This window comes from Pseudosulfitobacter pseudonitzschiae (assembly GCF_002222635.1).
In the GTDB taxonomy this organism is placed as follows: Bacteria; Pseudomonadota; Alphaproteobacteria; order Rhodobacterales; family Rhodobacteraceae; genus Pseudosulfitobacter; species Pseudosulfitobacter pseudonitzschiae_A.
In genome coordinates, this window is sequence record NZ_CP022415.1 from 2,694,709 (window position 1) to 2,721,313 (window position 26,605).

Annotated in this window: 33 protein-coding genes; 17 read left to right on the top strand and 16 right to left on the bottom strand. The window is 60.5% G+C overall.

From position 1 onward, the window contains the following. Positions 1 to 4: 4 nt before the first annotated feature. The 3 genes from SULPSESMR1_RS13220 to folK form a co-directional block, all read right to left on the bottom strand. Complete coding sequence (locus SULPSESMR1_RS13220; protein WP_089421242.1) at positions 5 to 2,146, bottom strand: RelA/SpoT family protein; 2,142 nt, start codon at positions 2,144 to 2,146, stop codon at positions 5 to 7. Positions 2,147 to 2,166: 20 nt separating this feature from the next. Next, positions 2,167 to 2,523 (bottom strand): DNA-directed RNA polymerase subunit omega, encoded by a 357-nt coding sequence (gene rpoZ, locus SULPSESMR1_RS13225; RefSeq protein WP_089421243.1) that lies wholly within the window; start codon positions 2,521 to 2,523, stop codon positions 2,167 to 2,169. A 106-nt stretch (positions 2,524 to 2,629) separates the two neighbouring features. Beyond that, entirely contained in the window at positions 2,630 to 3,238 is a 609-nt protein-coding gene (gene folK / locus SULPSESMR1_RS13230; protein ID WP_089421244.1) for a 2-amino-4-hydroxy-6-hydroxymethyldihydropteridine diphosphokinase, read from the bottom strand. 97 nt (positions 3,239 to 3,335) lie between these two features. On the opposite strand from folK, the gene SULPSESMR1_RS13235 reads away from it, so the two are divergent. From SULPSESMR1_RS13235 to SULPSESMR1_RS13270, 8 genes are all read left to right on the top strand, one after another. Then, positions 3,336 to 3,908, top strand: coding sequence for an NYN domain-containing protein (locus SULPSESMR1_RS13235; protein WP_089421245.1), 573 nt, complete (start codon positions 3,336 to 3,338; stop codon positions 3,906 to 3,908). A gap of 323 nt (positions 3,909 to 4,231) precedes the next feature. Beyond that, entirely contained in the window at positions 4,232 to 5,185 is a 954-nt protein-coding gene (ispH, locus tag SULPSESMR1_RS13240; RefSeq protein ID WP_089421246.1) for a 4-hydroxy-3-methylbut-2-enyl diphosphate reductase, read from the top strand. 20 nt (positions 5,186 to 5,205) lie between these two features. Further along, positions 5,206 to 5,625 carry a VOC family protein gene (locus tag SULPSESMR1_RS13245; protein ID WP_089421247.1) on the top strand — a complete coding sequence of 140 codons (420 nt, stop codon included), beginning with the start codon at positions 5,206 to 5,208 and terminating at the stop codon, positions 5,623 to 5,625. Between the two features lie 14 nt (positions 5,626 to 5,639). Further along, the gene (locus SULPSESMR1_RS13250; protein ID WP_089421248.1) at positions 5,640 to 6,092 is read left to right on the top strand and encodes a DUF3429 domain-containing protein; all 453 of its coding nucleotides are present in this window, start codon (positions 5,640 to 5,642) and stop codon (positions 6,090 to 6,092) included. Beyond that, complete coding sequence (locus SULPSESMR1_RS13255; protein WP_089421249.1) at positions 6,089 to 6,664, top strand: class I SAM-dependent methyltransferase; 576 nt, start codon at positions 6,089 to 6,091, stop codon at positions 6,662 to 6,664. The genes SULPSESMR1_RS13250 and SULPSESMR1_RS13255 overlap by 4 nt, the downstream gene beginning before the upstream one ends. Further along, on the top strand, positions 6,657 to 7,118 hold the full coding sequence (gene rnhA, locus SULPSESMR1_RS13260; protein WP_089421250.1) for a ribonuclease HI: 462 nt from the start codon (positions 6,657 to 6,659) through the stop codon (positions 7,116 to 7,118). Before SULPSESMR1_RS13255 ends, rnhA begins: the two co-directional genes overlap by 8 nt. Next, positions 7,115 to 7,504 (top strand): hypothetical protein, encoded by a 390-nt coding sequence (locus SULPSESMR1_RS13265; RefSeq protein ID WP_114284830.1) that lies wholly within the window; start codon positions 7,115 to 7,117, stop codon positions 7,502 to 7,504. Before rnhA ends, SULPSESMR1_RS13265 begins: the two co-directional genes overlap by 4 nt. After that, positions 7,501 to 8,124 (top strand): trimeric intracellular cation channel family protein, encoded by a 624-nt coding sequence (locus tag SULPSESMR1_RS13270; RefSeq protein WP_089421252.1) that lies wholly within the window; start codon positions 7,501 to 7,503, stop codon positions 8,122 to 8,124. The genes SULPSESMR1_RS13265 and SULPSESMR1_RS13270 overlap by 4 nt, the downstream gene beginning before the upstream one ends. Positions 8,125 to 8,142: 18 nt before the next feature. Here SULPSESMR1_RS13270 and SULPSESMR1_RS13275 read toward each other — a convergent pair whose 3' ends face one another. Genes SULPSESMR1_RS13275 through def (SULPSESMR1_RS13295) form a run of 5 tightly spaced genes read right to left on the bottom strand, consistent with a single transcriptional unit; the run spans position 8,143 to position 10,838 of the window. Then, positions 8,143 to 8,379: a hypothetical protein gene (locus tag SULPSESMR1_RS13275; RefSeq protein WP_089421253.1), complete on the bottom strand. Its 237-nt coding sequence runs from the start codon at positions 8,377 to 8,379 to the stop codon at positions 8,143 to 8,145. A gap of 10 nt (positions 8,380 to 8,389) precedes the next feature. Beyond that, entirely contained in the window at positions 8,390 to 9,295 is a 906-nt protein-coding gene (gene fmt / locus SULPSESMR1_RS13280) for a methionyl-tRNA formyltransferase (RefSeq protein WP_089421254.1), read from the bottom strand. A 27-nt stretch (positions 9,296 to 9,322) separates the two neighbouring features. After that, positions 9,323 to 9,817 (bottom strand): peptide deformylase, encoded by a 495-nt coding sequence (gene def, locus SULPSESMR1_RS13285; RefSeq protein WP_089421255.1) that lies wholly within the window; start codon positions 9,815 to 9,817, stop codon positions 9,323 to 9,325. After that, entirely contained in the window at positions 9,814 to 10,317 is a 504-nt protein-coding gene (gene def / locus SULPSESMR1_RS13290; protein WP_089421256.1) for a peptide deformylase, read from the bottom strand. The genes def (SULPSESMR1_RS13285) and def (SULPSESMR1_RS13290) overlap by 4 nt, the downstream gene beginning before the upstream one ends. After that, the gene (gene def / locus SULPSESMR1_RS13295) at positions 10,314 to 10,838 is read right to left on the bottom strand and encodes a peptide deformylase (RefSeq protein WP_089421257.1); all 525 of its coding nucleotides are present in this window, start codon (positions 10,836 to 10,838) and stop codon (positions 10,314 to 10,316) included. Before def (SULPSESMR1_RS13295) ends, def (SULPSESMR1_RS13290) begins: the two co-directional genes overlap by 4 nt. A 98-nt stretch (positions 10,839 to 10,936) precedes the next feature. Between def (SULPSESMR1_RS13295) and SULPSESMR1_RS13300 the strand changes: the two genes are divergently transcribed. Then, complete coding sequence (locus SULPSESMR1_RS13300) at positions 10,937 to 12,106, top strand: MalY/PatB family protein (RefSeq protein WP_089421258.1); 1,170 nt, start codon at positions 10,937 to 10,939, stop codon at positions 12,104 to 12,106. 102 nt (positions 12,107 to 12,208) lie between these two features. Here the strand turns inward: SULPSESMR1_RS13300 and SULPSESMR1_RS13305 are convergent, their stop codons facing one another. Then, positions 12,209 to 12,574 carry a hypothetical protein gene (locus SULPSESMR1_RS13305; RefSeq protein WP_089421259.1) on the bottom strand — a complete coding sequence of 122 codons (366 nt, stop codon included), beginning with the start codon at positions 12,572 to 12,574 and terminating at the stop codon, positions 12,209 to 12,211. 195 nt (positions 12,575 to 12,769) lie between these two features. On the opposite strand from SULPSESMR1_RS13305, the gene SULPSESMR1_RS13310 reads away from it, so the two are divergent. Then, on the top strand, positions 12,770 to 13,744 hold the full coding sequence (locus SULPSESMR1_RS13310) for a glutathione S-transferase family protein (protein WP_089421260.1): 975 nt from the start codon (positions 12,770 to 12,772) through the stop codon (positions 13,742 to 13,744). A gap of 1 nt (position 13,745) precedes the next feature. Here the strand turns inward: SULPSESMR1_RS13310 and SULPSESMR1_RS13315 are convergent, their stop codons facing one another. Further along, complete coding sequence (locus tag SULPSESMR1_RS13315; protein WP_089422327.1) at positions 13,746 to 14,123, bottom strand: response regulator; 378 nt, start codon at positions 14,121 to 14,123, stop codon at positions 13,746 to 13,748. Between the two features lie 185 nt (positions 14,124 to 14,308). Between SULPSESMR1_RS13315 and SULPSESMR1_RS13320 the strand changes: the two genes are divergently transcribed. The 5 genes from SULPSESMR1_RS13320 (at position 14,309) to SULPSESMR1_RS13340 (ending at position 18,869) form a co-directional block, all read left to right on the top strand. Further along, positions 14,309 to 15,238 (top strand): threonine-phosphate decarboxylase, encoded by a 930-nt coding sequence (locus SULPSESMR1_RS13320; protein WP_089421261.1) that lies wholly within the window; start codon positions 14,309 to 14,311, stop codon positions 15,236 to 15,238. Beyond that, positions 15,238 to 16,146 carry an adenosylcobinamide-phosphate synthase CbiB gene (gene cbiB, locus SULPSESMR1_RS13325; protein WP_089421262.1) on the top strand — a complete coding sequence of 303 codons (909 nt, stop codon included), beginning with the start codon at positions 15,238 to 15,240 and terminating at the stop codon, positions 16,144 to 16,146. Before SULPSESMR1_RS13320 ends, cbiB begins: the two co-directional genes overlap by 1 nt. Positions 16,147 to 16,158: 12 nt before the next feature. Then, on the top strand, positions 16,159 to 17,322 hold the full coding sequence (locus SULPSESMR1_RS13330; protein ID WP_089421263.1) for a lytic murein transglycosylase: 1,164 nt from the start codon (positions 16,159 to 16,161) through the stop codon (positions 17,320 to 17,322). A 12-nt stretch (positions 17,323 to 17,334) separates the two neighbouring features. Beyond that, positions 17,335 to 17,724: a rhodanese-like domain-containing protein gene (locus SULPSESMR1_RS13335; RefSeq protein WP_089421264.1), complete on the top strand. Its 390-nt coding sequence runs from the start codon at positions 17,335 to 17,337 to the stop codon at positions 17,722 to 17,724. A 140-nt stretch (positions 17,725 to 17,864) separates the two neighbouring features. After that, a complete protein-coding gene (locus SULPSESMR1_RS13340) occupies positions 17,865 to 18,869 on the top strand; it encodes a PRC-barrel domain-containing protein (RefSeq protein WP_089421265.1) in 1,005 nt (334 codons plus the stop codon). Between the two features lie 63 nt (positions 18,870 to 18,932). Here SULPSESMR1_RS13340 and smc read toward each other — a convergent pair whose 3' ends face one another. After that, positions 18,933 to 22,388 (bottom strand): chromosome segregation protein SMC, encoded by a 3,456-nt coding sequence (gene smc / locus SULPSESMR1_RS13345; RefSeq protein WP_089422328.1) that lies wholly within the window; start codon positions 22,386 to 22,388, stop codon positions 18,933 to 18,935. Between the two features lie 156 nt (positions 22,389 to 22,544). Next, entirely contained in the window at positions 22,545 to 22,895 is a 351-nt protein-coding gene (locus tag SULPSESMR1_RS13350; RefSeq protein ID WP_250161459.1) for a hypothetical protein, read from the bottom strand. A 151-nt stretch (positions 22,896 to 23,046) separates the two neighbouring features. Between SULPSESMR1_RS13350 and SULPSESMR1_RS13355 the strand changes: the two genes are divergently transcribed. Continuing rightward, positions 23,047 to 23,814, top strand: a complete 768-nt coding sequence (locus tag SULPSESMR1_RS13355) for a FadR/GntR family transcriptional regulator (protein ID WP_089421266.1) — start codon at positions 23,047 to 23,049, stop codon at positions 23,812 to 23,814. Then, complete coding sequence (locus SULPSESMR1_RS13360) at positions 23,814 to 24,317, top strand: metal-dependent hydrolase (RefSeq protein ID WP_089421267.1); 504 nt, start codon at positions 23,814 to 23,816, stop codon at positions 24,315 to 24,317. The genes SULPSESMR1_RS13355 and SULPSESMR1_RS13360 overlap by 1 nt, the downstream gene beginning before the upstream one ends. Before the next feature lie 22 nt (positions 24,318 to 24,339). Here SULPSESMR1_RS13360 and SULPSESMR1_RS13365 read toward each other — a convergent pair whose 3' ends face one another. The 4 genes from SULPSESMR1_RS13365 to SULPSESMR1_RS13380 all read right to left on the bottom strand — a co-directional run bounded on the left by SULPSESMR1_RS13365 (position 24,340) and on the right by SULPSESMR1_RS13380 (position 26,603). Continuing rightward, the gene (locus SULPSESMR1_RS13365) at positions 24,340 to 24,897 is read right to left on the bottom strand and encodes a F0F1 ATP synthase subunit B (protein WP_089421268.1); all 558 of its coding nucleotides are present in this window, start codon (positions 24,895 to 24,897) and stop codon (positions 24,340 to 24,342) included. Positions 24,898 to 24,901: 4 nt separating this feature from the next. Next, positions 24,902 to 25,453 (bottom strand): F0F1 ATP synthase subunit B', encoded by a 552-nt coding sequence (locus SULPSESMR1_RS13370; protein WP_089421269.1) that lies wholly within the window; start codon positions 25,451 to 25,453, stop codon positions 24,902 to 24,904. A gap of 83 nt (positions 25,454 to 25,536) precedes the next feature. Next, positions 25,537 to 25,773 carry a F0F1 ATP synthase subunit C gene (locus SULPSESMR1_RS13375; protein ID WP_089421270.1) on the bottom strand — a complete coding sequence of 79 codons (237 nt, stop codon included), beginning with the start codon at positions 25,771 to 25,773 and terminating at the stop codon, positions 25,537 to 25,539. Positions 25,774 to 25,820: 47 nt separating this feature from the next. Further along, a complete protein-coding gene (locus SULPSESMR1_RS13380; RefSeq protein ID WP_089421271.1) occupies positions 25,821 to 26,603 on the bottom strand; it encodes a F0F1 ATP synthase subunit A in 783 nt (260 codons plus the stop codon). Between the last annotated feature and the right edge of the window lie 2 nt (positions 26,604 to 26,605).

Genomic DNA, 26,605 nt, shown 5'->3' on the forward strand with positions numbered 1-26,605 from the left:
GGGCTCAGTGGGCGCGTGCCGGATCGGCCGCACCTTTGGTGACATCACGGAAGCGTTCGATAGACGCAACCTCGCTTTCGGCTTCAAGTGTCAGCATCAGCGAATGCAAATGCTCCACGTCCCGCAGTTCAACATTTATCAGCAGCCGGTAAAAGTCCGGTTTCCTGTCAAGAAACTCAAGATTGGAAATATTTGCGCTGCTGTCACCAATCAGGGTGCAGATCCGGCCCAGAACACCTGCATCGTTGCCAATCGTCAAATCCAGTGTTGCTCCATAAACAGCCGGATGGCTGCCGTCGTGCCAGTGCAGGTCCAGCCAGCGGTCGGGCTGGTCGTCGAAATCCACCAGCCGCTGACAGTCGATCGCGTGCACGACGACGCCCTGACCGCGATAGGTGATGCCCACAATGCGCTCGCCCGGCAAGGGCTGGCAACAGGTCGCACGGTCAAAGCTTTGCCCCGGCAGCAGACCGATCACCGCGCGGCGTTTGTCGACTTTTTTGCCCGCCTTCGGGGCCAGATCGGGATAGATCGACTGCACCACTTCGCGACCCGTCAGCTCGGCACTGCCCAGACGCGCCAGAACCTCGTCACCAGAAGACAGACGCAGGTGTTTGGCCACAGTGTCCAATGCCTTGTCGGTGGCCTTGCGGCCCACGTTGGAAAACGCCGAACGCGCCAGTTCCTGACCCAGCTTGATAAACCGCTCGCGGTCTTCTTCGCGCAAAGAACGGCGGATTGCGGACTTGGCCTTGCCGGTTGTGGCAATCTCCAGCCATGTGGCCTGCGGGGTCTGCCCTTCGGCGGTAATAATCTCGACCGACTGGCCGTTCTTCACCCGCGTCCACAACGGCACCCGCATCCCGTCCACCTTGGCGCCGACGCATGCGTTGCCGATCCGTGTGTGAATGGCATAGGCGAAATCAATCGGCGTCGCCCCGCGCGGCAGCTTCACCACGTCGCCTTTCGGCGTGAAACAGAACACCTGATCCGAATACATCTCAAGCTTGACCGCTTCGAGGAAATCGTCGTGATCGTCTTCGTCATTGAATTGTTCTGTCAGCCCCGCGATCCATTTGACCGGATCGACGGCAAACGGGTTCTGCGACCGCACCCCGTCACGATAGGACCAATGCGCCGCCACGCCGCTTTCGGCCACGTCGTGCATCTGGCGGGTGCGGATCTGCACCTCGACGCGCTTGCCGTCGCGCCCCGATACGGTGGTGTGGATCGACCGATAGCCGTTGGTCTTGGGCTGGCTGATGTAATCCTTGAACCGTCCAGGCACCGCCCGCCACCGCTGGTGGATCGCGCCCAGCGCACGATAGCAATCTTCTTCGCTTTCGGTGATCAGGCGAAATCCGTAAATGTCGGACAGGCGCGAAAAGGTCAGCTCTTTTTCCTGCATCTTGCGCCAGATCGAAAACGGTTTTTTCGCACGGCCAAAAACATCAGCCTCGATCTTGGCCTTTTCCAGTTCGTGGCGCATGTCATTGGTGATCCGCTGGATCACATCGCCTGTCTCGCGTTGCAGGGTGACAAAACGGCGGATGATCGACGCGCGCGCCTCGGGGTTGAGCACGCGAAAGGCCAGATCTTCCAGCTCTTCACGCATCCACTGCATGCCCATGCGGCCCGCCAAAGGCGCAAAAATGTCCATTGTCTCGCGGGCTTTTTGCACCTGCTTGTCGACGCGCATGGATTTGATCGTGCGCATGTTGTGCAGGCGGTCTGCCAACTTGACCAGAATCACCCGCATGTCCTTGGACATGGCCATGAACAACTTGCGAAAATTTTCGGCCTGTTTGGTTTCCAACGAGCTGAGCTGAAGATTGGTCAGCTTGGTCACGCCATCAACCAGCGTGGCGACATCATCGCCGAACAGTTCCGACACGGTTTTGTAAGAGGCTTTGGTGTCTTCGATCGTGTCATGCAGCAACGCGGTGATGATCGTGGCATCATCCAGTTGCTGTTCGGTCAGGATCGCGGCGACAGCCACCGGATGGCTAAAATACGGCTCGCCCGAATGGCGAAACTGCCCCTCGTGCATCTCGCCGCCATAATCATAGGCGGCGCGGATCAGCTTTTCATTTGTCTTGGGGTTATAGTTGCGGACCAGCGCGATCAGGTCATCGGCAGAGATCATTTGGTCCGCACCTTAAGGCGTTAGCCTTGTCCCTGAGCCGCCATCAACTGGCGCAGAAGCATTTCTTCGGTCATGCTGTCTTCGTCGGGCTTGTCAGCTGTTTCCTGGCCCATCAAAAGCGCCATTGCATCTTCTTCGGCCTCATCGACTTCAATCTGGTTCTGGTTGCTTTCGATCATCCGCTCGCGCAGGTCGTCGGCACCTTGTGTTTCTTCTGCAATTTCACGCAGGGACACGACAGGGTTCTTGTCGTTGTCACGGTCCACAGTCACAGCCGAGCCAGCCGAAATCTCGCGCGCCCGGTGTGCGGCAAGCATCACCAGCTCAAAGCGGTTTGGAACCTTATCTACGCAGTCTTCTACGGTTACGCGGGCCATTTGGGTGCTCCTGCATCGGATAATATCATCAGAAGACGTGTATCTATGCGCATCCGCACCCGAAGACAAGGCGAAAACAGGGGTCATAGCGACGCAGCGACGCTGGCTAAAGCGCCACCACCTCGGCGCGCACGGCAGGGTCCAGCGCGTCGCGCATCTGAACCACGCTCAACCCCGACACCGGATGCACCCAATCGGGCGCGACATCGGCCAGCGGCACCAGCACAAAGGCCCGGTCCTGCATCCGTGGATGCGGCAGGATCAACTGGTCCGGCGCCTCTTTCATCTGCTGGTCCAGCGGCAGATCGCGCCAATGTGCAAAGGTTTGCGCGTCCGGCATTACCTGATCGCCTATTGCAATCAGGTCCAGATCGACGGTGCGCTGACCCCACCGTTGGACACGGCTGCGACCCAACTCGGCCTCGATCCGGTGCAGGGCGGTCAGAACCTCTTTGGCAGTGCGATCCCATTTCAGCGCAACGGCTGCGTTTACATAGTCCGGCCCTGCGCCTGCGGGAAAGCAGGGCGTGGCGTAAAACGGGCTTATCGCGCGAATCACTCCACCCGCATTTACAATGCACGCACAGGCTGAATTCAGCGTTTCCTGCGGCGTTCCGGCGGAAGATCGCTGATTTGACCCCAAGGCAAGCAGTATATCTGACCGGAATTGTAACAACTCAATGTCTCTTTTGACCCCTCGGGTGCCTTGCGACATATTCAAAAATACCTATTTTCGCGCGATACGCCCTGTCCTAACTCAACAATACACTCACGGAAACAGGCAGACTGGGCGATTTTCGAAAGGACGTTTTATGTTTTACAAGGACGAACGGCTCGCGCTGTTCATCGATGGGTCCAATTTGTATGCGGCTGCGAAGGCATTAGGCTTCGACATCGACTACAAACTGCTACGACAAGAGTTCATGCGTCGTGGCAAATTGCTTCGCGCGTTCTACTACACCGCACTTCTGGAGAATGAAGAGTATTCACCTATTCGCCCTCTGGTTGACTGGCTAAACTACAACGGCTTCACCATGGTGACCAAACCGGCCAAAGAATACACCGACTCGATGGGCCGCCGTAAGGTCAAAGGCAACATGGACATTGAACTGGCCGTTGACGCGATGGAGCTTGCTCCGCGTGTGGATCACATTGTTCTGTTTTCGGGCGATGGTGATTTCCGTCCGCTGATCGAAAGCCTGCAACGTCAGGGCGTGCGTGTCTCTGTCGTCTCGACCATCCGCAGCCAGCCTCCGATGATCTCGGACGATCTGCGCCGTCAGGCCGACAACTTCATCGAACTGGACGAGCTGCGCGACGTGATCGGTCGCCCACCCCGCGAAGAACCCGCCCCACGCCCCAGCGCGGTTGCGAACGAACGCTAAGCCGCTGCGTCGCTGTCAAGCTGGCGCAACCGGTTTTACGCGGCTTTTTCAGGCATTGCTGGTGCATCAATGAAACCGGACCTCTTTGCACAGTGGTCCGGTTTTTTCTTGATAATTTCCACAAAGATTGCACGCAGATGGCTGAAATCTCGCCACATGCTGCCCCGAAACACCTCCGCCCGCCAATCACGAGTCGGGCGTGGCGAACCGCACCAAGGTTGCACGCCTGATCTGACGGCCCAGCAACCGACTGTCGCAGAGCGGGGTTTACGTGGCCCGTGCAACGACCTACCTGTCATCTATCATCCTGACCGGAGCCGACCATGCCTACCAAACCGCCCCTGACCCTGTATCTTGCCGCGCCGCGCGGATTTTGCGCAGGTGTGGACCGCGCCATCAAGATCGTCGAAATGGCATTGGAGAAGTGGGGCGCGCCCGTCTATGTGCGCCATGAGATCGTGCACAACCGCTTTGTCGTGGACGGGTTGCGCGACAAAGGTGCCGTGTTCGTCGAAGAACTGGAAGAATGCCCCGATGACCGCCCCGTGATTTTTTCAGCCCACGGCGTGCCCAAAGCAGTGCCAGCCGCCGCCGAAGGCCGCAAAATGGTCTATGTCGACGCCACCTGTCCGCTGGTCAGCAAGGTCCACATCGAGGCCCAGCGCCATTCCGAGGCAGGCTTGCAAATGATCATGATTGGCCACGCCGGGCACCCCGAAACCGTCGGCACGATGGGGCAGTTGCCCGAAGGCGAGGTGCTGTTGGTTGAAACCCCCGACGATGTGGCCCGCATCGACGTGCGCGACCCCGCGCAGCTGGCCTACGTCACCCAGACCACCCTGAGCGTGGATGATACAGCCGACATCGTCGCCGCCCTCAAGGCACGCTTCCCGACCATCATCGGCCCGCACAAGGAAGACATCTGCTACGCGACAACCAACCGTCAGGAAGCGGTCAAAGCCATCGCACCCAAATGCGACGCCATGCTGGTAGTGGGTGCGCCGAACTCCTCCAACTCGCGCCGTCTGGTCGAAGTGGGCGCCCGCGCAGGATGTGGCTATGCGCAACTGGTGCAACGCGCAGACGACATCGACTGGCGCAGCCTGGAAGGCATCGCATCTATCGGCATCACCGCTGGCGCATCCGCACCCGAAGTGTTGATTAACGAGGTGATCGACGCCCTCAAAGCACGGTTCGACGTGACCACCGAAATGGTCGAAACCGCCGTGGAAAACGTGGAGTTCAAAGTGCCGCGCGTGCTACGCACCCCTGCCTGACCCACCCGAAGGAGACCCGAATGCCCAAGACCACTGGCCTTAGCCACCTCGGACTTGCTGTGCGCGATCTCGACACGACAACGGGTTTCTTTGTCAAATGTCTGGGTTGGCTGCAAATCGCCCAAGACCTGTCCTATCCAAGCAACACGGTCTCTGACGGCAATCTGCACCTGACCCTGTGGCAGACACAGCCAGCCGCCACGTCGTTCAATCGGCGCACCCAGATCGACCTGCACCAACTTGCGCTGTCCGTACCCGACCAAGACAGCCTGATCGAAACTGCAAAGCTGGTCGCAGGCTGGCCCGGTGTCACCGTCGACATCATGCCCCAAGCGGTGGGCGACGGCCCCGCACAGCATATGATGTTCGCCGAACCGGGCGGCGTCGCGATGGAACTGGTATGGGACGGAGACCCATCACCTCGCCACCGGTTGTCATGACAGGACGCCCCCCGATGACCACACCCCCCCGAGCACCGCTGATCTTGGGCCTTTTGGGCCTGATCCCCTTTGTCTGGGGCGCGGCCACTGTCCTGAATGCCGACCTTGCCGAATGGTCCATGCGCACGCTGGGGTCGCGGTTCGTCGGCCCCTATGTGCAGCTGTTCTATGGCGCTGTGATCCTGTCGTTTATGTCGGGCGTTCTTTGGGGGTTTGCCACCAAAGCCGAAGGGGCCCAAGCGGCCACTGGCTATGCACTGTCAGTGATCCCTGCACTTTGGGCGTTCCTAATGACTGGCAACGGACCTGTCGCGGCTGGGCTGAACCTGATGGCGGGCTTCACGGGGCTGCTGCTGCTTGATTTCGCCTTTTGGCGTTGGGGGCTGGCCCCTGTGTGGTGGATGCCCTTGCGGGTTCTGCTGACCGGCATCGTGCTGATATGTCTGGCCATCGGGGTCTTTGCATGAGCGACAAAGCCACGTTGGAAGTCTACGCGGCCCAAGCGGCAAATTACGCCGCCATGACCGACCACAAAGATCCGCAACTGACCGATTTCATGGCGGCCCTCGGACGGGGCCGCATTCTGGATCTGGGTTGCGGTCCGGGCCGCGCGGCGGGTCGAATGGCGCGGGCAGGCTTTGATGTGGTCGCAATGGACGCAGTTCCCGAAATGGTGGTAATGGCTGCACAACACAGTGGCGTGACGGCGCAACTTGGCACTTTTGAAGATATCAACGGCCATTATGATGGCATCTGGGCCAACTTCAGCCTGCTACACGCCCCACGCGCTGACATGCCCCGCCATCTGGCCGCGATCAAGACGGCTCTGCGCAGCGGCGGGCTGTTTCACATCGGCATGAAACTGGGTACCGGCGCGGCCCGCGACAGCATCGGGCGGCTCTACACCTACTATCCCGAAGACGAATTGACCGAACTTCTGACGCAGGCAGGCTTTGTCATCGACGCCCGCGCGCATGGACGTGACAAGGGGCTGGACGGCACCTATGCCAACTGGCTATGTCTGCGCGCTCATGGCTGATTTATTTGCATATACCGATGGCGCGTGCAGCGGCAATCCCGGCCCGGGCGGCTGGGGTGCCTTGATGCTGGCAATGGAAAACGGGACTGTGGTCAAGCAACGCGAATTGCACGGCGGCGAAGCTGCGACCACCAACAACCGCATGGAATTGCTGGCCGCGATCAACGCGCTCGAGGCGCTGGAGCGCGCCAGCAAGATCACCGTGGTGACCGACAGCAACTATGTCAAAAACGGCATAACGTCGTGGATCTTCGGCTGGAAAAAGAACGGCTGGAAAAATGCCGCAAAAAAGCCGGTGGCCAATGCAGAACTTTGGCAGCGACTGGATCAGGCCCAAGCCCGCCATGACGTGACATGGAAATGGGTCAAGGGCCACGCAGGCCACCCCGAAAACGAACGCGCCGATGCACTGGCGCGCGCCGGGATGGCTCCTTACAAGACCAAGTCGAAATGAAATCCGTTGTCTGCCCCGTGGCCCTGCATCCCGATGGTGCGCCACGCCGTCTGGCCATCGCGACCCACCCGCAAATTGCGCTGGTGCACAGCACCCTACCGCAGGCTGCACGCCCTGAAAATGCGGCCGCACAGGCGCTTTTTGCCGTCGGCGGGCTGGAAACACGCGCAGCCCTGCTGCTGGGCACCTCTGACAACATCGTCAAAGCCGAGCGCTGGCACTTTGCGCTGTGCCGCACTGTACCGCCTGTGCGCGACCTGTGGCAAAACGCAGACCCGGACGGCGAGTTGCGACGCTTCGGATGGTTGGCGCTGGATGGCACCGCACCTGACGACATCGCACAGGTATATCAACGTGCGCTCGACTGGATCAGGGGTGCATTATGAGCTGGCTGGCGCTTCTCGATTTCGGCTCGGTGCTGATCTTTGCGCTGACCGGCGCACTGGTTGCCAGCCGCGCCCAGATGGACCCCGTCGGCTTTCTGTTCATCGCCTGCCTGACCGCAATGGGCGGCGGCACCCTGCGTGATGTGTTGCTGGACCGCAATCCGGTGTTCTGGATTGCCCAGCCCACGTATATCGCCGTCGCCTGCGGGGCGGCCATCGTGGTGTTCTTTACCGCCCACCTGCTGGAAAGCCGCCTGCGCACGCTGGTCTGGCTGGACAGTTTTGCGCTGGCCATCGCCGTGCCTGCGGGGGCCGGTGTTGCGCTGGACCTTGGCGCGCCGGCACCCATCGTAGTCCTGATGGGCATGATCACCGGCTGCATGGGTGGCCTGATGCGGGACGTCGTAGTGGGTGACGTGCCCGTTGTACTGAAGCAGGGCGAACTTTACGTCTCGGCTGCCTTTGGCGGCGCGCTGGCGCTGTGGGTGACGTCAACCTATGTGGCAACAGGGCTGCCTGCGTTGGCCGCAGGTGCGGGTATCACATGGATCTTGCGTGCAGGATCACTCGCCTTTGGCTGGCAACTGCCAACCTATCGGTCAACCCCGCCAAAATCCTGAACCCCAGCAATCGGCCAGCTATCTGCGCCAATGGGTCGGGACAATAACCAGCGCCCCGATGCTGGACACAATCGCGTTCAGCCCCGCGCTGGAAAACCCGAACCCGAACATCAGCCGCACGAAATAAAACAAAAACGCACCACCAATGCAGATAATGATGCTTTGCAAGATGCCATTGTGGGTAAAGCCCGAACGCTCCGAGACATAGCCGACGATGCCCGCGATCACCACGGTGCCTATCAGGACGGGAAACATCGCGTCTCTCCTAAAGCTGCGTACCTGCGGGCAACGCCGTACCGCGCAGGAACTCTGTGACATCCTGCGCCCCGCGGCCTGCCTTTTGCAAGCGGGTCAATCGCACGGCGCCCGTACCACACGCAACGCACAGCGTATCGTCCAGCACCACCCCCGCAGCACCCTGCCCCTCTGCCAGACGGCTGCCCAACACCTTGATGCGCACGCCCTCCCGTTCGAACCACGCGCCGGGAAACGGCGAAAGCCCGCGAATTTGGCGGTCCACGTCCACCGCATCACGCGACCAGTCCAACGCCGCCTCGGCCTTGTCAATCTTGTGGGCATAGGTCACGCCCTCCTCGGGCTGCGCCTGTGGTTCCAACCCGTCCAGTTGTTCCAGCGCCGCGACGATGGCGCCCGCGCCCAGCGCGCTCAGCCGGTCGTGCAACTCGGCCGTCGTCTCGGTCTCGCCAATTGGCGTCACCTCGCGCAGCAGCACCGGCCCTGTATCCAACCCTGCCTCCATCTGCATGATGCACACGCCGGTGTCAGCATCGCCCGCCATGATCGCACGGTGGATCGGTGCCGCCCCGCGCCAGCGTGGCAACAGGCTTGCGTGAATATTCAGGCACCCGCGCGCCGGTGCATCCAGAATGGCTTGGGGCAGGATCAATCCATAAGCGACAACCACGGCCACATCTGCCTGCAACGCAGCAAATTCCGCCTGTGCTTCGGGCGCTTTCAACGACACCGGATGACGCACCTCCAGCCCCAACGCGGCGGCGCGGGCGTGAACAGGTGTGGGCCGATCCTTTTTGCCACGCCCCGCCGGACGCGGTGGCTGGCAATAAACGGCTGCAATCTCGTGGCCTGCATCCACCAGCGCGTCCAGCACCGGCACCGAAAAATCAGGCGTGCCCATAAAGATAATACGCATAGGGTGTCCTTTCCTGTCCGTCAGGCACTAACGCGATTTGCGCGCCTTGCGGATCAGCATATCGCGTTTCACACGGCCCAGATTGTCAAAATACATCCGCCCCGCCAGATGGTCGATCTGGTGTTGCACCGAACGCGCCTCAAGCCCTTCGAAATCGCGGCGGTCAATCATGCCCTGCGGGTTCAAAAACCGGACAGTCACATTTTTGGGGCGGATAATCTCGGCATGGACACCGGGCAGATTGGGCGAGGCTTCTGTGCCCGCTTCAACCTCGTCCGACGCTGTCAGGATCATCGGGTTTGCCAGCAGAATACGGCGACTGCGGTCCGGTGTGGCATCGACCACCGCCACTTGCAGCATCACCCCGATCTGCGGTGCAGCCAGACCGACGCCGGGCATTGCGTCCATCGTCTCGACCATATCGGCCCACAGTGCGCGAATCTCGTCGGTGATCGTCTCGACCGGCGCTGTGGCCGTGCGCAAACGCTTGTCCGGCCATGGGACAAACGGGCGCACGGTCATGTAGCGATCGCTTCATATTCGGCCAGCAATGCGGCGCGCGCCTCTGCATCAATGCGGTCAAAGGTCAGAACGCCGTCCAGATGGTCATATTCATGCTGCGCACAGACCGCATCAAAGCCGATCAGATCACGGCTCTGCCGCACGCCGTCAAGGCCGGTATAAAACAGCCGTACGCTCGAAGGCCGCATGACCTCGGCGGAAACGCCGGGGATCGACAAACAGCCTTCGCTGTGCGTCGCAGGCGTCTGGTCCAGTATCTCGATCTGCGGGTCAATACACACCAGCGGATCAGGCGCGCCCTCTTTCCAGCCGGTGTCCATGACAAAAATCCGCTGCATCACACCAATTTGCGGCCCTGCCAGCCCACGCCCCGGTGCGGCGTACATCGTTTTCAGCATATCAGCGGCCAGTATCTGCACATCTGCGGTTACCGCGCCAACATCGGCGCAGGCTTCCGTCAAGCGCGCATCGGGCCATGTCAAAATCGGGCGTGTGCTCATGATTTGTCACGCGCCAGTTCGCGTTTCAGCTTGGTCATTTTGCGGGTAATCATCTGGCGGCGCAGCGGCTTGAGGTAATCAATAAACAGCTTGCCATCCAGATGGTCGATCTCGTGCTGCACGCAAGTCGCCCACAGTCCGTCCATTTCTTGGGTGTGCTCCTTGCCGTCACGATCGATCCAGCGCACCTGTACTTCAGCGGGGCGGGTCACGTCGGCAAAATGCTCGGGGATCGACAAACAGCCCTCCTCGTAGACATTCGTCTCGTCCGATGCGGCGATAATTTCGGGATTGAACATGATCATCGGGCGGGGCGCTTCACCCTCGGCCTTGACGCAGTCCAGCACGATCAGCCGCTCCAGAACGCCCACCTGTGGCGCGGCCAGCCCGATACCCGGCGCATCGTACATGGTGGCCAGCATATCGTCGCCCAAGCTGCGCAATTCGTCCGTCATATCAGTGACGGGCGCGCAAAGCTTCTTGAGCCGTGGATCGGGGTGCAAAAGGATAGGGCGTTTCATGGCAGGTCATGTAGGACAACACGGGCGTCGGTGCAACGGCCCCTTGCGCTTGGCCGCAGGGACGTTAGCAATGCGGGCACAATCACAGGAGAGACCCCATGAGCTTTGACGACATCATAGACCGCCGTGACACCCATTGCGCAAAATGGGACATGATGGAGAAGCTATATGGTGTCTCTGCCGATGACGGTCTTGCAATGTGGGTGGCCGATATGGATTTCCAGCCCCCAAAATGTGTCATCGACGCCCTTCAGGCGCGGGTCGATCACGGTATGTTCGGCTATTTCGGTGACGACAGCGATTATCGCGCCGCGATCCAGTGGTGGATGAAAGAACGCCACAACTGGGACATCCAGCCCGAGTGGATCTTCAGCACCCACGGATTGGTGAACGGTGCCGCCATGTGCATCGACGCCTATACAAAACAGGGCGACGGCGTGGTCATGTTCACGCCGATCTATCATGCTTTTGCCCGCGTGATCGAGGCCGCCGACCGCCGCATTGTCGAATGCCAGATGGCCCTGACCGATGGCCGCTATACGCTGGATTTCGACGCGTGGGATGCGCAGATGGACGGATCGGAAACGCTGTTGCTGCTGTGCAGCCCACACAACCCCGGTGGTCGCGTCTGGACGCAGGCCGAACTGGAAGGCGTCGCTGCCTTTGCCAAGCGGCACGATCTGATCATCGTCTCGGACGAAATCCACCACGATTTGGTAATGCCCGGCCATACACACATCCCGATGGCCCAGATCGACGGCATTGCGGACCGTCTGGTAATGATGTCGGCCACCACCAAAACCTTTTCGATCGCGGGTGCACATGTCGGCAACGTGATTATTCAGGACGAAGCGCTTCGGGCCAAGTTCGCCAAACGCATGGGGGCCCTTGGCCTGTCGCCCAACGCATTCGGATTGTTTATGGCAACGGCGGCCTATTCGCCCGAAGGGGCAGCTTGGGTTGACGCGTTGATGGAATACCTCGCCGGAAACGCGCGGATTTTCGACGAGGGCGTGAACGCCATTCCGGGTCTGAAGTCGATGCCGTTGCAGGCAACATACCTCAGCTGGGTGGATTTTTCCGGCACCGGCATGAGCCGCGAAGAAGTCACCCGCCGTATCGAGAAAGACGCGCAGATTGCCGCCAACTACGGACCCACCTTTGGCGCGGGTGGCGAGACATTCATGCGCTTCAACATCGCCACCCAGCGCAGCCGCGTGCAAGAGGCTGTGGCGCGTCTGACCAAGGCATTTGGCGACTTGCAGTAAGGCTTTGGCGTTCAGGCGCATGCGCCTGAACAGAACGGTCATGATTGCGCTCCGACAGGGGCGCGGTCAAACACCCCAACAGGCCGTCCGCACTCCGGCAGATTACATTTCGACGACAGGGCGGTCGGTCAGCAGGGCGACAGGCGCATCCGGCACCTTTTCAAAATCCAGCGCAGGCTTGTCCGCGACGGCGGTCGCGCGTTTGAATTCATAGATCATCTCGCCGGCCTCTTCGTCTGTGGCAACGATCAGGCACTGGAACAGATGGATCGCACCATCATACAGATCGACATAACCACGCAAATAAGGCGCACTTGACGCATCGACCGAAAAGCCGGTTTTCCACATGCGCAGCACCGGATGGGTCACCCCATCAATGTTCACACGCAGGCGCGAAGCCTTCTTCAGACTGGCCAAACGGGCGCTGTCCAGACCGGCCTGTACCTCTTTTGGCAGAAATGTCGTCATGGTCGTCCCCAATGTTGTCGGGTTAAAACTTGGCGCATCTTTGCTTAGCATCAAGTAAATTTACCATGATCTTCAAAATGCTGCACTGCGGCTGTTGCCGAAATGTGCGCCTGCGCAGGGGGGCTGCGCGATGACTGCGCTGTGCCTTTGCCCGTGCGCGCCCTAGGTTTGGGTCAACCAGCAAAGGAGATAGATATGGGTTTGCTCGTGGACGGCAAGTGGCAGGACAAGTGGTACGATACGGATTCCTCGGGTGGAAAATTCGAACGCACCCAGCCCAAGTTTCGCAACTGGATCACCGCAGACGGGTCCGCCGGCCCATCTGGCGAGGGCGGATTTGCCGCCGAATCGGGGCGCTACCATCTTTACGTTTCGCTTGCCTGCCCGTGGGCGCACCGCGCGCTGGTGTTTCGCAAGCTCAAGGGACTGGAGGATCACATCGGCCTGTCCGTCGTGCATCCCGAGATGCTGGGCGAAGGATGGACCTTTGACACAGATTTTGACGGTGCCACCGGCGACACGTTGTTCGGCCTGCCCTATGCGCGCGACATCTACACCCGCGCTGATGCGACGTTTTCGGGCCGCGTCACGGTGCCGATCCTATGGGATAAGCAGCGCGAAACCATCGTTAACAACGAAAGCGCGGAAATCATCCGGATGCTGAACAGTGCCTTTGACGCGATCACCGGCAACACCGACGATTACTGGCCCGCGGAATTGCACACCGCGATCGAACCCGTGAACCACCGCATCTACGACACACTGAACAACGGCGTTTACAAGTCAGGCTTTGCCACCACCCAAGAGGCCTATGACGAGGCCGTGCATCCGTTGTTCGACACGCTGGACTGGCTGGAAGAACGGCTGGGCCAGAACCGCTATCTGATGGGTGACCAGATCACCGAGGCTGACTGGCGGTTGTTCACCACGCTGGTCCGTTTCGACAAAGTGTATCACACCCACTTCAAGTGCAACCGCGCGCGGATCGTTGATTACCCTAACCTATGGGCCTACACGCGCGAGCTATATCAATGGGATGGCGTGGCCGAGACGGTCAACTTTGATCACATCGTGCGCCACTACCACTACAGCCACGACACCATAAATCCGAACCGGATCATCCCGATCAACCCCAACCCCGATTTCAACGCACCGCACGGGCGCGGCTAGATCAGGCAGAGTGAGCTACGTTTTTCAGACCATAGTGTTCGACCATCGCGGCAAGATCCTCGGGCGGGGTCCGGCTTTGAACAAAGGCGCAGGCGTTCTGCGCGTGGGCAAAGATCGACCCATCGGAAAAGAACGACGTGTTGGTCACAAAGATCACCTGCGTGTCGGGGCAGCGGTAGCTGGCGAAATCCGAAACCGCCAGCGCGCTGCCGTCCCTGAGCACCAGATCAAGGATAATAATGTCGGGACAGGCTTCTACGATCTGCTGCGTTGCATCCTCTTGTGTGGTTGCCACGCGCACGTTCATGCCCGAACGTACAAGATGCTTGCGCCACAGATCGCACAAACCCGCTTCGCTTTCGACAATCAAAACATCCATCATCCGCATAATCCCCGGCGCCAATTAGGCCTGACCTCAGCAATCTGCCCAACACCTTAACAAAGTGTTAATGACAGCTCCCAAATCCTGACAAGTCGTAAATCAATCCTAAACCGGCTTGTTTTCGCCGTTGGGGCCGTGTGAATAGGGCGACAATCAGCCAAAAACGGCAAAAGGACACCTGAGTGGCACAAAATCGGGATCATGGCGGCAATCTGGACACAGCGCTTGCCCGCTTTGGCGGCGCGCACAGCGATTGGGTGGATTTGTCCACGGGGATCAACCCCGTGCCCTATCCGGTGCCACGGCTTGCGCCCGAGGCATGGACCGCCCTGCCCGATGCCACCGCAACCGCCCGGCTCGAGGCCGCGGCACGCGCGTTCTGGAATGTGCCAGATCACGCCGACGTGTTGGCCGCACCCGGCGCCTCGGCGCTGATCGCGCAGATGCCACGGCTGGCCACAGCGGGCAGCGTTGCGATCCCGGGGCCGACCTATAACGAACACGCTGCCGCCTTTCAGGTACATGGATGGGAGGTCACCCAAAGGGGCGTGGCGCAGGTTCTGGTGAACCCCAACAATCCCGACGGACGGATCTGGACCATTGATGATCTGAAAAACGACCTGCGAGTAATCGATGAAAGCTTTTGCGACGTCACCCCCGATGCTTCGCTGATGGCGCAGGCGGCCGCTTCGGGCACGGTGATCCTGAAGAGCTTTGGAAAATTCTGGGGGCTGGCAGGGCTGCGGTTGGGCTTTGCCATTGGTGATCCCAAGCTGATCGGCGCATTGCGCACCATGCTGGGACCGTGGCCTGTGTCAGGCATCGCGCTGGCGACGGGCACCGCAGCGCTGTCCGATCCCGACTGGGCGGCGCAAACGCGGGCGCGGCTGGCGCAGGATGCCGCACGGCTGGACACGATCATGGCGGCCAAGGGCGCGTCTGTTGTCGGGGGCACCGATCTGTTCCGCCTCTATGACGTCGATAATGCCACTGCTTGGCGCGACCGCCTTGCCGATGCGCAAATCTGGAGCCGCATCTTTCCCTATTCCGACACATGGCTGCGTCTTGGCCTGCCCGCGCCCCACTGCTGGGCCCGGATCGAGGCCGCCTAATGGACACGCCCCTGCTGCTGATCCTTGCCCTGCTGCTGGACGCAGCGTTGGGCGAACCGAAATGGCTGTGGGTGCGCCTGCCGCACCCTGCCGTGCTGATGGGGCGCGCTGTCGGTGCGCTTGACGCGCGGCTGAACACCGGCCCCCATCGCAAATGGCGCGGCGTCGCGGCTGTGGCGGTGCTGGTGCTGGGCGGCGGCGCTGTTGGCGCAGTGCTGAACCTGTTCGGCCCCGTGATCGTCACAATCGCTGCCGCGACCCTGCTGGCGCAGCGGTCGCTGGTGCAGCATGTAAGCGCAGTGGCCGACGGCTTGCGAATGTCGCAGGAACAAGGCCGCCGCAACGTCGCAATGATCGTCAGCCGCGACACCCGCGACATGGACACCAGCGCAACCGCCCGCGCCGCCATCGAAAGCGCGGCTGAAAACCTCAGCGACGGCGTAATCGCACCCGCCTTCTGGTTTTTGATCGGCGGCTTGCCGGGGCTGGTGATCTACAAGGCCGTGAATACTGCCGACAGCATGATAGGGTATCGCACCGAGAAATACCGCGCCTTTGGCTGGGCAGCCGCACGGCTGGACGATGTGCTGAACTGGATTCCCGCACGTCTGACCGCCCTGCTGATTGCCGCCCTCTCCGGCGGCTTGCACCAGTGGTCCGCCATCACCGCCGACGCCCGCCGCCATCGCAGCCCCAACGCAGGCTGGCCCGAGGCCGCAATGGCCCGCGCCCTGAACATCGCACTGGCAGGCCCCCGCAGCTATGATGGCGCGATCCAGCCGCTCGCCTGGGTGAACGCAGGCGGTCGTGTGCCGTTGAAACCGGCAGACATTGACGCGGCCTGCGCGATCCTATGGAAGACATGGGGTGCTTTTCTGGGTCTTACAGCCCTCGTATTCTTACTCTGAACTGGACCATTTATGTTGCGCCTTGCTTTTCTCGCTCTTGCCCTGACCCTGCCTGCGGCGGCTTTTGCCCAATGCGGTGGATCCTTTGCCGACTTCAAAGCGGGGCTGAAAGCCGAAGCCGTCAACATGGGTATCCCCGCAGCCTCGGCTGATGCGTTCCTGTCAGGTGTGCGTCAGGATCCTGCCGTTCTCAGGGCCGATCAGGCGCAAGGTGTGTTCCAGAAACCCTTTATCGAATTCTCGCGGCAACTGATTTCGTCCCAGCGGTTGAACAAAGGGCTGCAACTGGCCCAGCAATACGACAGCACCTTTGATGCCATCGAAGCGACCTATGGCGTGGACCGCACAGTGCTGTTGGCTTTCTGGGCGTTCGAGACCGATTATGGTGCGTTCCAAGGCGACTTTAACACCGCCAACGCGCTGGCCACACTGGCGCACGACTGCCGTCGCCCCGATCTGTTCCGCCCGCAGGTGCTGGCCGCCATGCGCCTGCACTCTGACGGCGAATTCGACCCACGCACCACCACCGGCGCTTGGGCCGGCGAAATCGGTATGGTGCAGATGCTACCGCTGGACATCATCGAAAACGGTGTCGACGCCGATGGCAACGGTCATATCGAGCTGAAAACCTCGCCCGTTGACGCGCTGACTTCGGGGGGAAAGATGCTGCAAAGCCTGGGTTGGCAGCCGGACCAACCATGGCTGCAACAGGTCAGCGTGCCGACCACGATGGATTGGTCGCAAAGCGGGCTGGACACCGTCAAACCTGCTGCCGACTGGCAGGCCTTGGGCGTGACTGCCCGCAGCGGCGCCTTGGCCGATCTGCCTGCATCGCTGATCCTGCCCCAAGGCCACAAAGGGCCCGCTTTCCTCACCTATCCCAACTTCAGCGTCTATTTCGAATGGAATCAGTCGTTCACCTATGTGCTGACAGCCGCCTATTTCGCCACCCGTCTGGGAGGCGCCGACATCTATGATGCGGGCAACCCCGATGCCGGACTGGATACTGCCCAGATGAAACAGCTGCAACAAACACTGCGCGACAGGGGCTATGATGTTGGCAAGATTGACGGCATTCTGGGCGCGGGCACCCGCAGCGCAGTGAAAGCCGAACAAAAGCGCCTTGGCCTGCCCGCCGACGCATGGCCGACACCGGCGTTGTTGAACCAACTCTAAAGGACACCCCACATGGCTCTTAAAAAAACCAGCGCCCAGATGGTCGCCGACGCCCGCACCCGTATCGAAGAAATCGAAACTGCGGATCTGATTGCGATGATGGATGACCCCGGCGTGCAAATCGTCGATCTGCGCGACCCGCGCGAACGCGAACGTCTGGGCTTTATCCCCGGCAGCTTTCATTGCCCGCGCGGAATGCTGGAATTCTGGGTTGATCCCGACAGCCCCTACTTCAAGGAAATCTTCGCCGAGGACCGCAAATTCGTCTTTCATTGCGCCTCGGGATGGCGCTCGGCGATATCGGTCGACACATTAAATGACATGGGTTTCAAATCTGCACACCTGAAAAACGGTTTCTCGGATTGGGTGAAAATGGGCGGACCCGTTGAAACCAAGAGGTAAATCCTGCCCCCACCTCTGCATCGGCTAAAATCCGCTCTACATCAAATGACATAAGGAACCGATTTTAAAGGAAAATAGCGGGAACAAGTCTCACTCCATCGTGTTCTTCCCACATCAAGTCACACGATCAGGAGGATCACATGAAACAGTTTCTAGCAACCACCGCAGCCGCAGCCCTGTTGGCAACTTCGGCTTTTGCACAAACCCAGATGCAGTCGCCTTTTGTCGACTCTACAGTTGAAGCAGTCAGCAGCGCACAGACCGTTCGCGCATCCGATTTGATCGGCAAGGCCGTCTATGTCACCCAAGCAGACGTAACGACCCAAGAGATCGATACAGATGCGATCGAATGGGAACGCGTGGGCGACGTGAATGATCTTATCATGAGCCCCGACGGCGAAGTTAACGCCGTTCTGCTGGACATCGGCGGCTTTCTTGGCGTTGGCGAACGCAGCGTTGCGCTAAATATTGACCAACTGAATCTGGTCAGCGGCATGAGCGATCGCGGCGAATATTATGTCGTATTCAAAGGCACAGCAGAGACGCTGGAAAATGCCCCCGAATATGACACATCCGTAATCGGCATGTGGGCCGAAGACAGCGCGGCAACTGACAACGCCGATGCCACGGACAGCACCATGACAACGGACACGGCTGCCACAGACCCCGCCGCGACGGATATGCAGGCTGACACTGAACAGGCAGCCGATGCAGATGCCGCAGCAACCGACAACACCGACACCGCAGCGACTGCCGACATGACGGCCGACAAAGACATGAAAACCGGTGCGGACATGGATGCGTCGGAAAACAATGACACCTTTACCGCCAATCCTCCAACCGTTGCGATGGACGGCTGGGCACAGGTCGAGTTTGATGACCTGACAGCCGAAGACCTGACCGGTGCCGCAGTGTTTGACGCCCAGATGGAAGGCATCGGCGAAGTGGGCGAGCTGTATGTCTCGGAAGACGGCAAGCTGACCGGCGCTCTGCTGGATATCGGTGGCTTCCTCGGTATTGGCGAAGACCATGTCCGTGTGGATATGGCAAGCCTGAACATCCAGCGTGGTAACGACGGCGGCGAAGTTCGCGTCTATGTCGACATGACCGAAGACAGCCTGAAAGCGATGCAAGAAACCAAATAATTCACGCTTTTGACTGAATATTCCGCCCGTCCCTTCGGGGGCGGGCGTTCTCGTGGGCGGGGGTCAGGCCACCAGCTTCGCGGCCTTTTTCAGATCAACTGACACCAACTGGCTGACACCTTGTTCGCCCATCGTCACTCCGAACAACCGGTCCATCCGCGCCATCGTAACCGCATGGTGCGTGATGATCAGAAACCTCGTATCGGTCTGGCGGCACATCTCGTCCAGCAGATCGCAAAAGCGCGTCACGTTCGCATCGTCCAGTGGCGCATCGACCTCGTCCAGCACGCAGATCGGCGCCGGATTGGCCAGAAACACCGCAAAAATCAATGCCATCGCCGTCAGCGTCTGTTCGCCCCCCGACAACAGGCTGAGCGTCGACAGTTTCTTGCCGGGCGGCTGGCACATGATTTCCAGACCGGCCTCAAGCGGGTCATCAGATTCCACCATCACCAGATTGGCCTCGCCGCCGCCAAACAGATGCGTGAACAAAAGCGAAAAGTTGCTGTTCACCTGCTCAAATGCCGTCAGCAACCGTTCGCGCCCCTCGCGGTTCAGACTGGCAATCCCCGCGCGCAGGGTCTTGATTGCCTCTTCCAGATCGGCCTTTTCACTGACCAGCGTATCATGCTCTTCCTGCACCTCGCGTGCGTCTTCCTCGGCCCGCAGGTTCACAGCGCCCAAGGCTTCGCGCTGGCGTTTCAGACGGTTCACATCGGCCTCAAGCACCTCCGAACGGGGCATCTGGCCGGGATCGACATCCAATGCGGTCAGCAACTGGTTGGGCGTTTGCTGTTGTTCTTCGGCGATGCGCTCTGCCGCGGCCTGCACCGTTTCGCGGGCAGCTTCGGCACGGGCCTGCGATGCAGCACGCGCCTCACGTGCCTCCGAGGCAGCGCGCTCTGCCTCGCGCTCGGCCACGGTTGCCTCACGAAGCACGCCTTCGGCCACGCCCAGCGCATCGGTCGCCGCGGCTTTGCGTGCTTCACCCTCGGACATCATCTCGGACAGTTCGGCGCGTTTTCCTGCCAGTTCAGTGGGCAGCGCCTGTGCGGCTTTCAATTCGGCCTCTGACTGCGCCTTGCGCTCAACCAGTTCGGTGCTGCGCTTCTCGGCGGTCTCCAGACGGTGCCGCCAGCCCGAAAGCTCTTTGGTCACCTCTTGCGACCGGCGTGTGCGGGCCTCGCCCTCCCGGCGCAATTCGTCCTGATTGGAACGGCGCGACATCATTGTAATACGCGCCGCCTCGACCGTCATCCGCAGGTCTTCGACAGCGGCGCGGGCTTCGTCCACATCGTCCAACTCGTCCAGCGCCCGTTGCGCCTCAAGCACGCGGGCGCGGGCGGTCATTGCTTCTTCCTCGTGGCGTTTCACCGCCATCGACAGCGATTCCAAACGCCCCTCGGCCAGATTGCGGTCAGCTTCGGCGCGGCTCAGCGCGCGGCCCGCGTCAGCCACCAGACGATCGGCCTCGCGCCGCGCCTCGCGGGCGGCCTTGTCGGCGTTGGACAGCTCCACCAGCCGCGCTGTCAGGGTCTCATGCGCCGATCGCGCCCCTTCGGCCCGCTGGCTGGCATGCTCCAGCCCCTGTTTCAATTCTTCCAGCCGGTTCAACTGTTGCAGCCGCAGTGCCGCCGCAGAAGGTGCATCTTCTGCCCATGCACGGAAACCGTCCCAGCGCCACAAATCGCCTTCGGGCGACACAAGCCGCTGGCCCGGTTTCAACTGCTGTTGCAGACGGGCGGCATCCTCTGCATCGCACAGCCCGATCTGTGACATACGGCGCGTCAGAACCTCCGGCACCGACACGTGTTGCGTGATCGGCGTGACCCCTTGGGGCAAAGGCTGGTCGCTGTCATAGGCGGGCAACACGGCCCAGCCCGACGGACCATCCCCCTCGACCTGCGGCGCACGAAGATCATCAGCCAGTGCCGCACCCAGGGCTTTCTCGAACCCCTTTTGCACCTGCAAGCGATCCAGGATCTGACCACCTTCCGCCGTGTCCCGCTCGACCAGCTTGGCCAGCGCGCCCACTTCCGCACGCAGGGCGTTCATCTCGCCCTCCGCCTCCGAGCGTTCGGCACGGGCGTCTGCCTCGCGGGTCTGGGCGTCGGCACGGGCAGTCTCTGCTTCGGTCAGCGCCGCATCGGCCCGCAGTGCTGCGTCCTCGGCCACGCGTGACGCCTGTTCCGCTGCTTCGAAATCGGTGCCGGCCTTGGCCAGCGCCTCCTGCGAGGCCGCGACAGCATCCCGTGCCTTGGTCGCTTCGCTCTCCGAACGGTCTTCGGTCTTGCGGCTATCATCCAGCAACCGCTGCGCCGAACCATGGCGCGCCGACAGACGTGCAACATCTTCGGTCTGACCACCCAGATCAGCCTCGCGCGATTGCAGCACCAAAGCGGCCTCGTGAGCGGCCTCGATGGCGGCGTCCAGACGATCCTCATGCCCTTCCGCGCCCTTGCGCAGTTCGGCCTGTTCCCATTCCAACCGCTCGATGGTCTCGCCCGCGTCGCGGTTCAGCCCGCCCTCGCGTTCGATGTCGCGGGCCAGTTGGTCGATGCGGCTGACCAAGGTTTCAATAGTGCGCTGCGCCTGCGCCTCCTGATCCGTCAACGTGTCGCGCTGCACGATCAAGCGCTGGACCAAAGCTGCGGCAATTGCCTCTTCCTCGCGCAGTGCTGGCAACCCGTCTTCGGCCGCGCTACGGGCCTTAAGCGCACTTTGAACACGGCCCTCAGCCTGCGCCGCAGCGGTCACACGCGTGCGCAGTGCTTCGTCTGCATTGGCGCGCGCATCGTCAGCTTCGCGCCAGCGACGGTACAGCAACATGCCTTCGGTGCGGCGCAACTCGGTGCCGATCTCGCGATAGCGCGCCGCCTGTCGGGCCTGCCGCGCCAGTTGCGCCAATTGCGCGGCCAACTGTTCCACCACGTCATCGACGCGGGTCAGGTTGGCCTCGGCCCCTTTCAGCTTCAGCTCGGCCTCGTGGCGGCGCTGGTACAGACCGGAAATGCCCGCCGCCTCTTCCAGAATCCGCCTGCGGCTTTTGGGTTTGGCGTTGATCAGTTCCGAAATCTGCCCCTGCCGGACAAGCGCGGGTGAATGGGCACCGGTGGACGCATCGGCAAACAGCATCTGCACATCACGGGCCCGCACGTCCTTACCGCTTGCCTTGTAGGCGCTACCGACATCGCGGGTGATCCGGCGCACGATGTCGATGTGGTCGTGATCGTTGAACCCCGCAGGGGCCAGACGATCGGAATTGTCGATGTGCAAGCTGACTTCGGCAAAGTTGCGCGCGGGCCGCGTGGCGGCACCGGCAAAGATCACGTCCTCCATCCCGCCCCCGCGCATGGCCGTGGGACGGTTTTCGCCCATCACCCAGCGCAGCGCCTCAAGCAGGTTCGACTTGCCACAGCCGTTCGGCCCCACAACGCCGGTCAAACCATCCGCGATGATCAGATCGGTGGGGTCCACAAAGCTTTTAAAGCCTGTCAGTTTCAGTCTGGAAAAGCGCAAACGGCTGCCTTTGGTCCGATTCCAATGGATCAAAGGATGACGGAGCCTATGACGATCTGTCAACGATAACCGCTAGGGAAAGCGTTTCCTCAAGCAGTTATCCACAAGATATTGCGGCAATTCGCCTGTTTGTCCGGATTCAGGCACCCTTCCGCCTTAAATCGGATCGCACTGATAACCAACCGCCGCCCCCGGCGTATCAACCGCAACGCATTCGTAATGCCCGCCCGCTGTCATGGTGCGGTGTGGCGGCCCCCTACCGCAATCCAGCAATCCGGTGGCCAACGCCTGATCGCCGCGCACTTCGGTCACTGTGCAGCCCGATACCTTCTCCATCGCCACCGCTGCACGATCGCGGATCGGGCCAAAGCGCGGGGCGTATTCGGGATTGATCCGCAGTGCCTCGGCCAGCCGGTCGCGCACGCGGACATCAAAAGTCGAACCGTCCACGGTAACGCGCGTGGCAGGTAATCCGCGAAAATGCGGGCCGGGCGTGTTGCAGGCCATCAGAAGCAGCCAAAGTCCAATAAGAAGAAATGTACGCATTCCCTCAAAATACGTACAACTTGGTTACTATCTGATGAACGTCTGCACAGGCTGCCCTTTACCAAGGCGGGGTCGCGGTCATATAATTTGACCAATTCCAAAAGGATACCGGATGCCCTTTCGCCCCGTAACCCCCGAGAAACTCTCATCCGCCGTGGTGCGCCAGATCGAGATGCTGATCCTGCGCGGCATCCTGCGGCCTGGTGAGCGTCTGCCTGCGGAACGGGAACTGGCTGACCGCCTTGGCGTGTCCCGCCCGTCCCTGCGCGACGCCATTGGCAGCTTGCAAGAAACCGGATTGCTGGCCGCCCGTCCGGGTGCGGGGATCTATGTGGCCGATGTTCTGGGCTCTGCCTTTTCGCCGGCGTTGACGCAACTGTTTGCCCGCCATGACGAAGCGGTGTTCGACTATCTGTCGTTCCGCCGCGATATGGAAGGGTTGGCCGCCGAACGCGCCGCACGGCTGGCATCGAACACTGATCTTCAAGTGGTTCAGACCATTTTCGACAAGATGGAAGCGGCCCACCCCGCCCGCAACGCAGATACCGAAAGCGTGCTGGACGCGCAGTTTCACATGGCCATCGTCGAGGCATCGCATAACGTGATCATGCTGCACATGATGCGGTCGATGTACGACTTGCTGCGCAACGGGGTTTTCTACAACCGTCAGGTCATGTTCAAACAGCGCACGACGCGCAGCGCCCTGCTGGACCAGCACCGCGCAATCAACGACGCATTACAAGCCCGCGACCCCGACACGGCCCGCGCATGCGTCGAGACGCATCTGGACTATGTCGAACGCGCCTTGCGCGATCAGCAAAAGGCCGAACGCAACGAAGATGTGGCCCGCCAGAGATTGGACCACGAAACGCACAACTGATGTTTGTAGCACATTTGCCCGCAGCCTATCTGGTGATACGTTGTGCACGGCCAAACGCAACACCCAAGCTGATCGCCGCCGTTCTGGCAGGGTCTGTCCTGCCCGACATTGACCTTTTGTGGTTCTATCTGGTGGATGCCCGACAACACCATCACCACGCCTATCTGCCCCACAAGCCCGTACTTTGGGTACTGCTGGGTCTGGCCGGTTGGTGGCGCGGTAGCAGTGTCACGATTGGCGTCGCTGCGGGGGCAATGCTGCACCTGCTATTGGACAGCATTGTCGGGCAGGTCACATGGGGCTGGCCTGTCACAGATTGGGCCGCACCATTGGTGGTGGTGCCTGCAACCCGCAATTGGTGGGTGGCATCGTTCCTGCTTCATTGGACGTTTGCGATTGAAATCGCAATTTGCGCGCTGGCTGCTGTGGCATGGTTCACATCAGGCAAACGCGATCAAGCTGCCCTGAAACGAAAAAACCCGAGGCGCTGGCCCCGGGTTTAAAATGTGTATGATCCTGTCAGGATCAGTGCAGCTTGGCGTCCACCTGGCTGATGGCGTCGTCGATCAGCTTGTTGCCTTCAGCGGCGGTCATCTGCTTGGCGATCACGTCGCGCGCGGCCTGGACTGCGATCGTCACAGCCTGATCACGCACTTCTTTCACTGCCGAAGCTTCTGCCGAAGCGATCTGACCCTCTGCTGCCGCAATACGACGGGCGATGGATTTTTTCAGATCTTCGCGCGCCTCTTCAGCCGCGGTTTTTGCTTCTTCCTTGGCTGCGGCGACGATCCGGTCAGCTTGCTCCTGAACTTCTTTCTGCTTGCGTTCATAGCTGGCCAGCAGGGTTTGGGCCTCTTCGCGCAAAGCGCGGGCTTCTTCCAGTTCGGATTTGATACCGGTCGCGCGTTTGTCCAGCATCCCCATCAACTTACCGGGCACCTTAAGGTACACCAGAACGCCAACAAAGATCAGGAACGCGATCAGCACCACAAAGTCGGTGTTGCGCAGCGAGAAGAACGGCCCGGTGGCCGCAAAAGCGGGCGATGCCGACAGAACGAGGGACAGGGCGATCAGTTTTTTCATCGTCTTATCCTTTCATCCGTGCGGTGACCGCAGCTGTTACGGTGCGTGCGTCTGCCTTGCCACCCATTGCCACGACGATTTCTTTCGCAGTGTCTTTGGCGACGTCTTTGACGGCGACAAGAGCGCCTTCGCGGATTTCGGCAATTGCTTTTGCGCCTTCGGCTGCGCGGTCGGCGATCTCGGCGTCGGCTTTCTTGATGGCAACATCAAGATCAGCCTTCATATCAGCCTTGGCGGCGTCAACGATACGACCTGCTTCGGCACGGGCATCGGCCAGTGCCTTGTCATAAGCAACCTCGGCCTCAAGCGCTTTGGCTTTCAGGTCTTCGGCTGCGGCGATGTCATTTGTGATCGTCCCCTGACGTTCGGCCAGAATGGCTGCGATCCGGGGCAGAGCGATGCGTGACAGAATAAAATAGATCAGGACCAGGGTGACAAGCAGCCAGAAAATCTGGTTGCCGAACCATGCGTCACACAGCTGCGGCATGCCGATGGCACTGCCAGCTGCATCTGTACAGGTTCCTGCGACCTCCAGGTCGATAGGTTCAGTTGCCATCATGGCCTCCAGTCAAACAATCAGTCCAATGGGCGACACGGCTGACCGCGCCGCCCACAGCGTAAGGAATAATCGTCAGACGCTTAGACGGCGAACATCAGCAGCAGAGCGACGAGGAACGAAAAGATCCCCAGAGCTTCTGCGAACGCGATGCCGATGAACATTGTTGCAGTCTGGCCAGCAGCAGCCGACGGGTTGCGCAGGGCGCCCGACAGGAAGTTGCCAACAACGTTGCCCACACCGATAGCTGCGCCACCCATGCCGACGGAGGCCAGGCCTGCGCCGATGAATTGACCCATTTGTGCGATATCGCCTTCCATGATTTTCTCCTTACGATGGAATTTTGATTTGCGTAGTCGTTCGAACCTTAGTGCGCAGGGTGCAGAGCATCCTTCAGGTACACGCAGGTCAGAATGGTAAAGACGTAGGCTTGGATAAAGGACACCAGAACCTCGAGCCCGTAGATTGCCGCAATGGCTGCGATCGAAAGCGGCGCGATGGCCGTGACCGCAGCAAATGCCGCGAAAACTTTGATAACTGCGTGGCCTGCCATCATGTTGCCCGCCAAACGAATGGAGTGGCTGACAGGGCGCACGAAGTACGAGATGATCTCGATGATGGCGAGGATCGGGCGCAGCGGCAGTGGTGCCGCCGAAACCCAGAACAGGCCAAGGAATTTAAATCCGTGCAGGACAAAGCCCAGAACGGTCACGGCAAGGAAAACGGCAATGGCCAGCAATCCGGTCACCGCGATGTGCGACGTGGGCGTAAAGGCCGTGGGCAGCAGGCCAAGGAAGTTGGCGCAAACGATGAACATGAAAAGGGTCATTATGTACGGGAAATACTTAACCCCGTCCTTGCCCGCCACGTCTTCGACCATTTTGTAGATAAAGCCATAGGCCAGTTCCGCAACCGATTGACCGCGCGAGGGGATAACGGCGCGGCGCGACGTGGTCAGCACCATCAGCGCAAAGATCGCCAAAACAGCCAGACCCAGCCACAGCGTCACGTTTGTGGGCGTGTACCAGAACACCGGATCACCGGCATGGCCGAACAGCGGCTTGACCAGAAACTGGTCCATCGGGTGAAAGACCAGACCACCATCCGCACCATGTGCTGCGCCGGCTACTGCTTGTGCTTCGTCTGCCATTC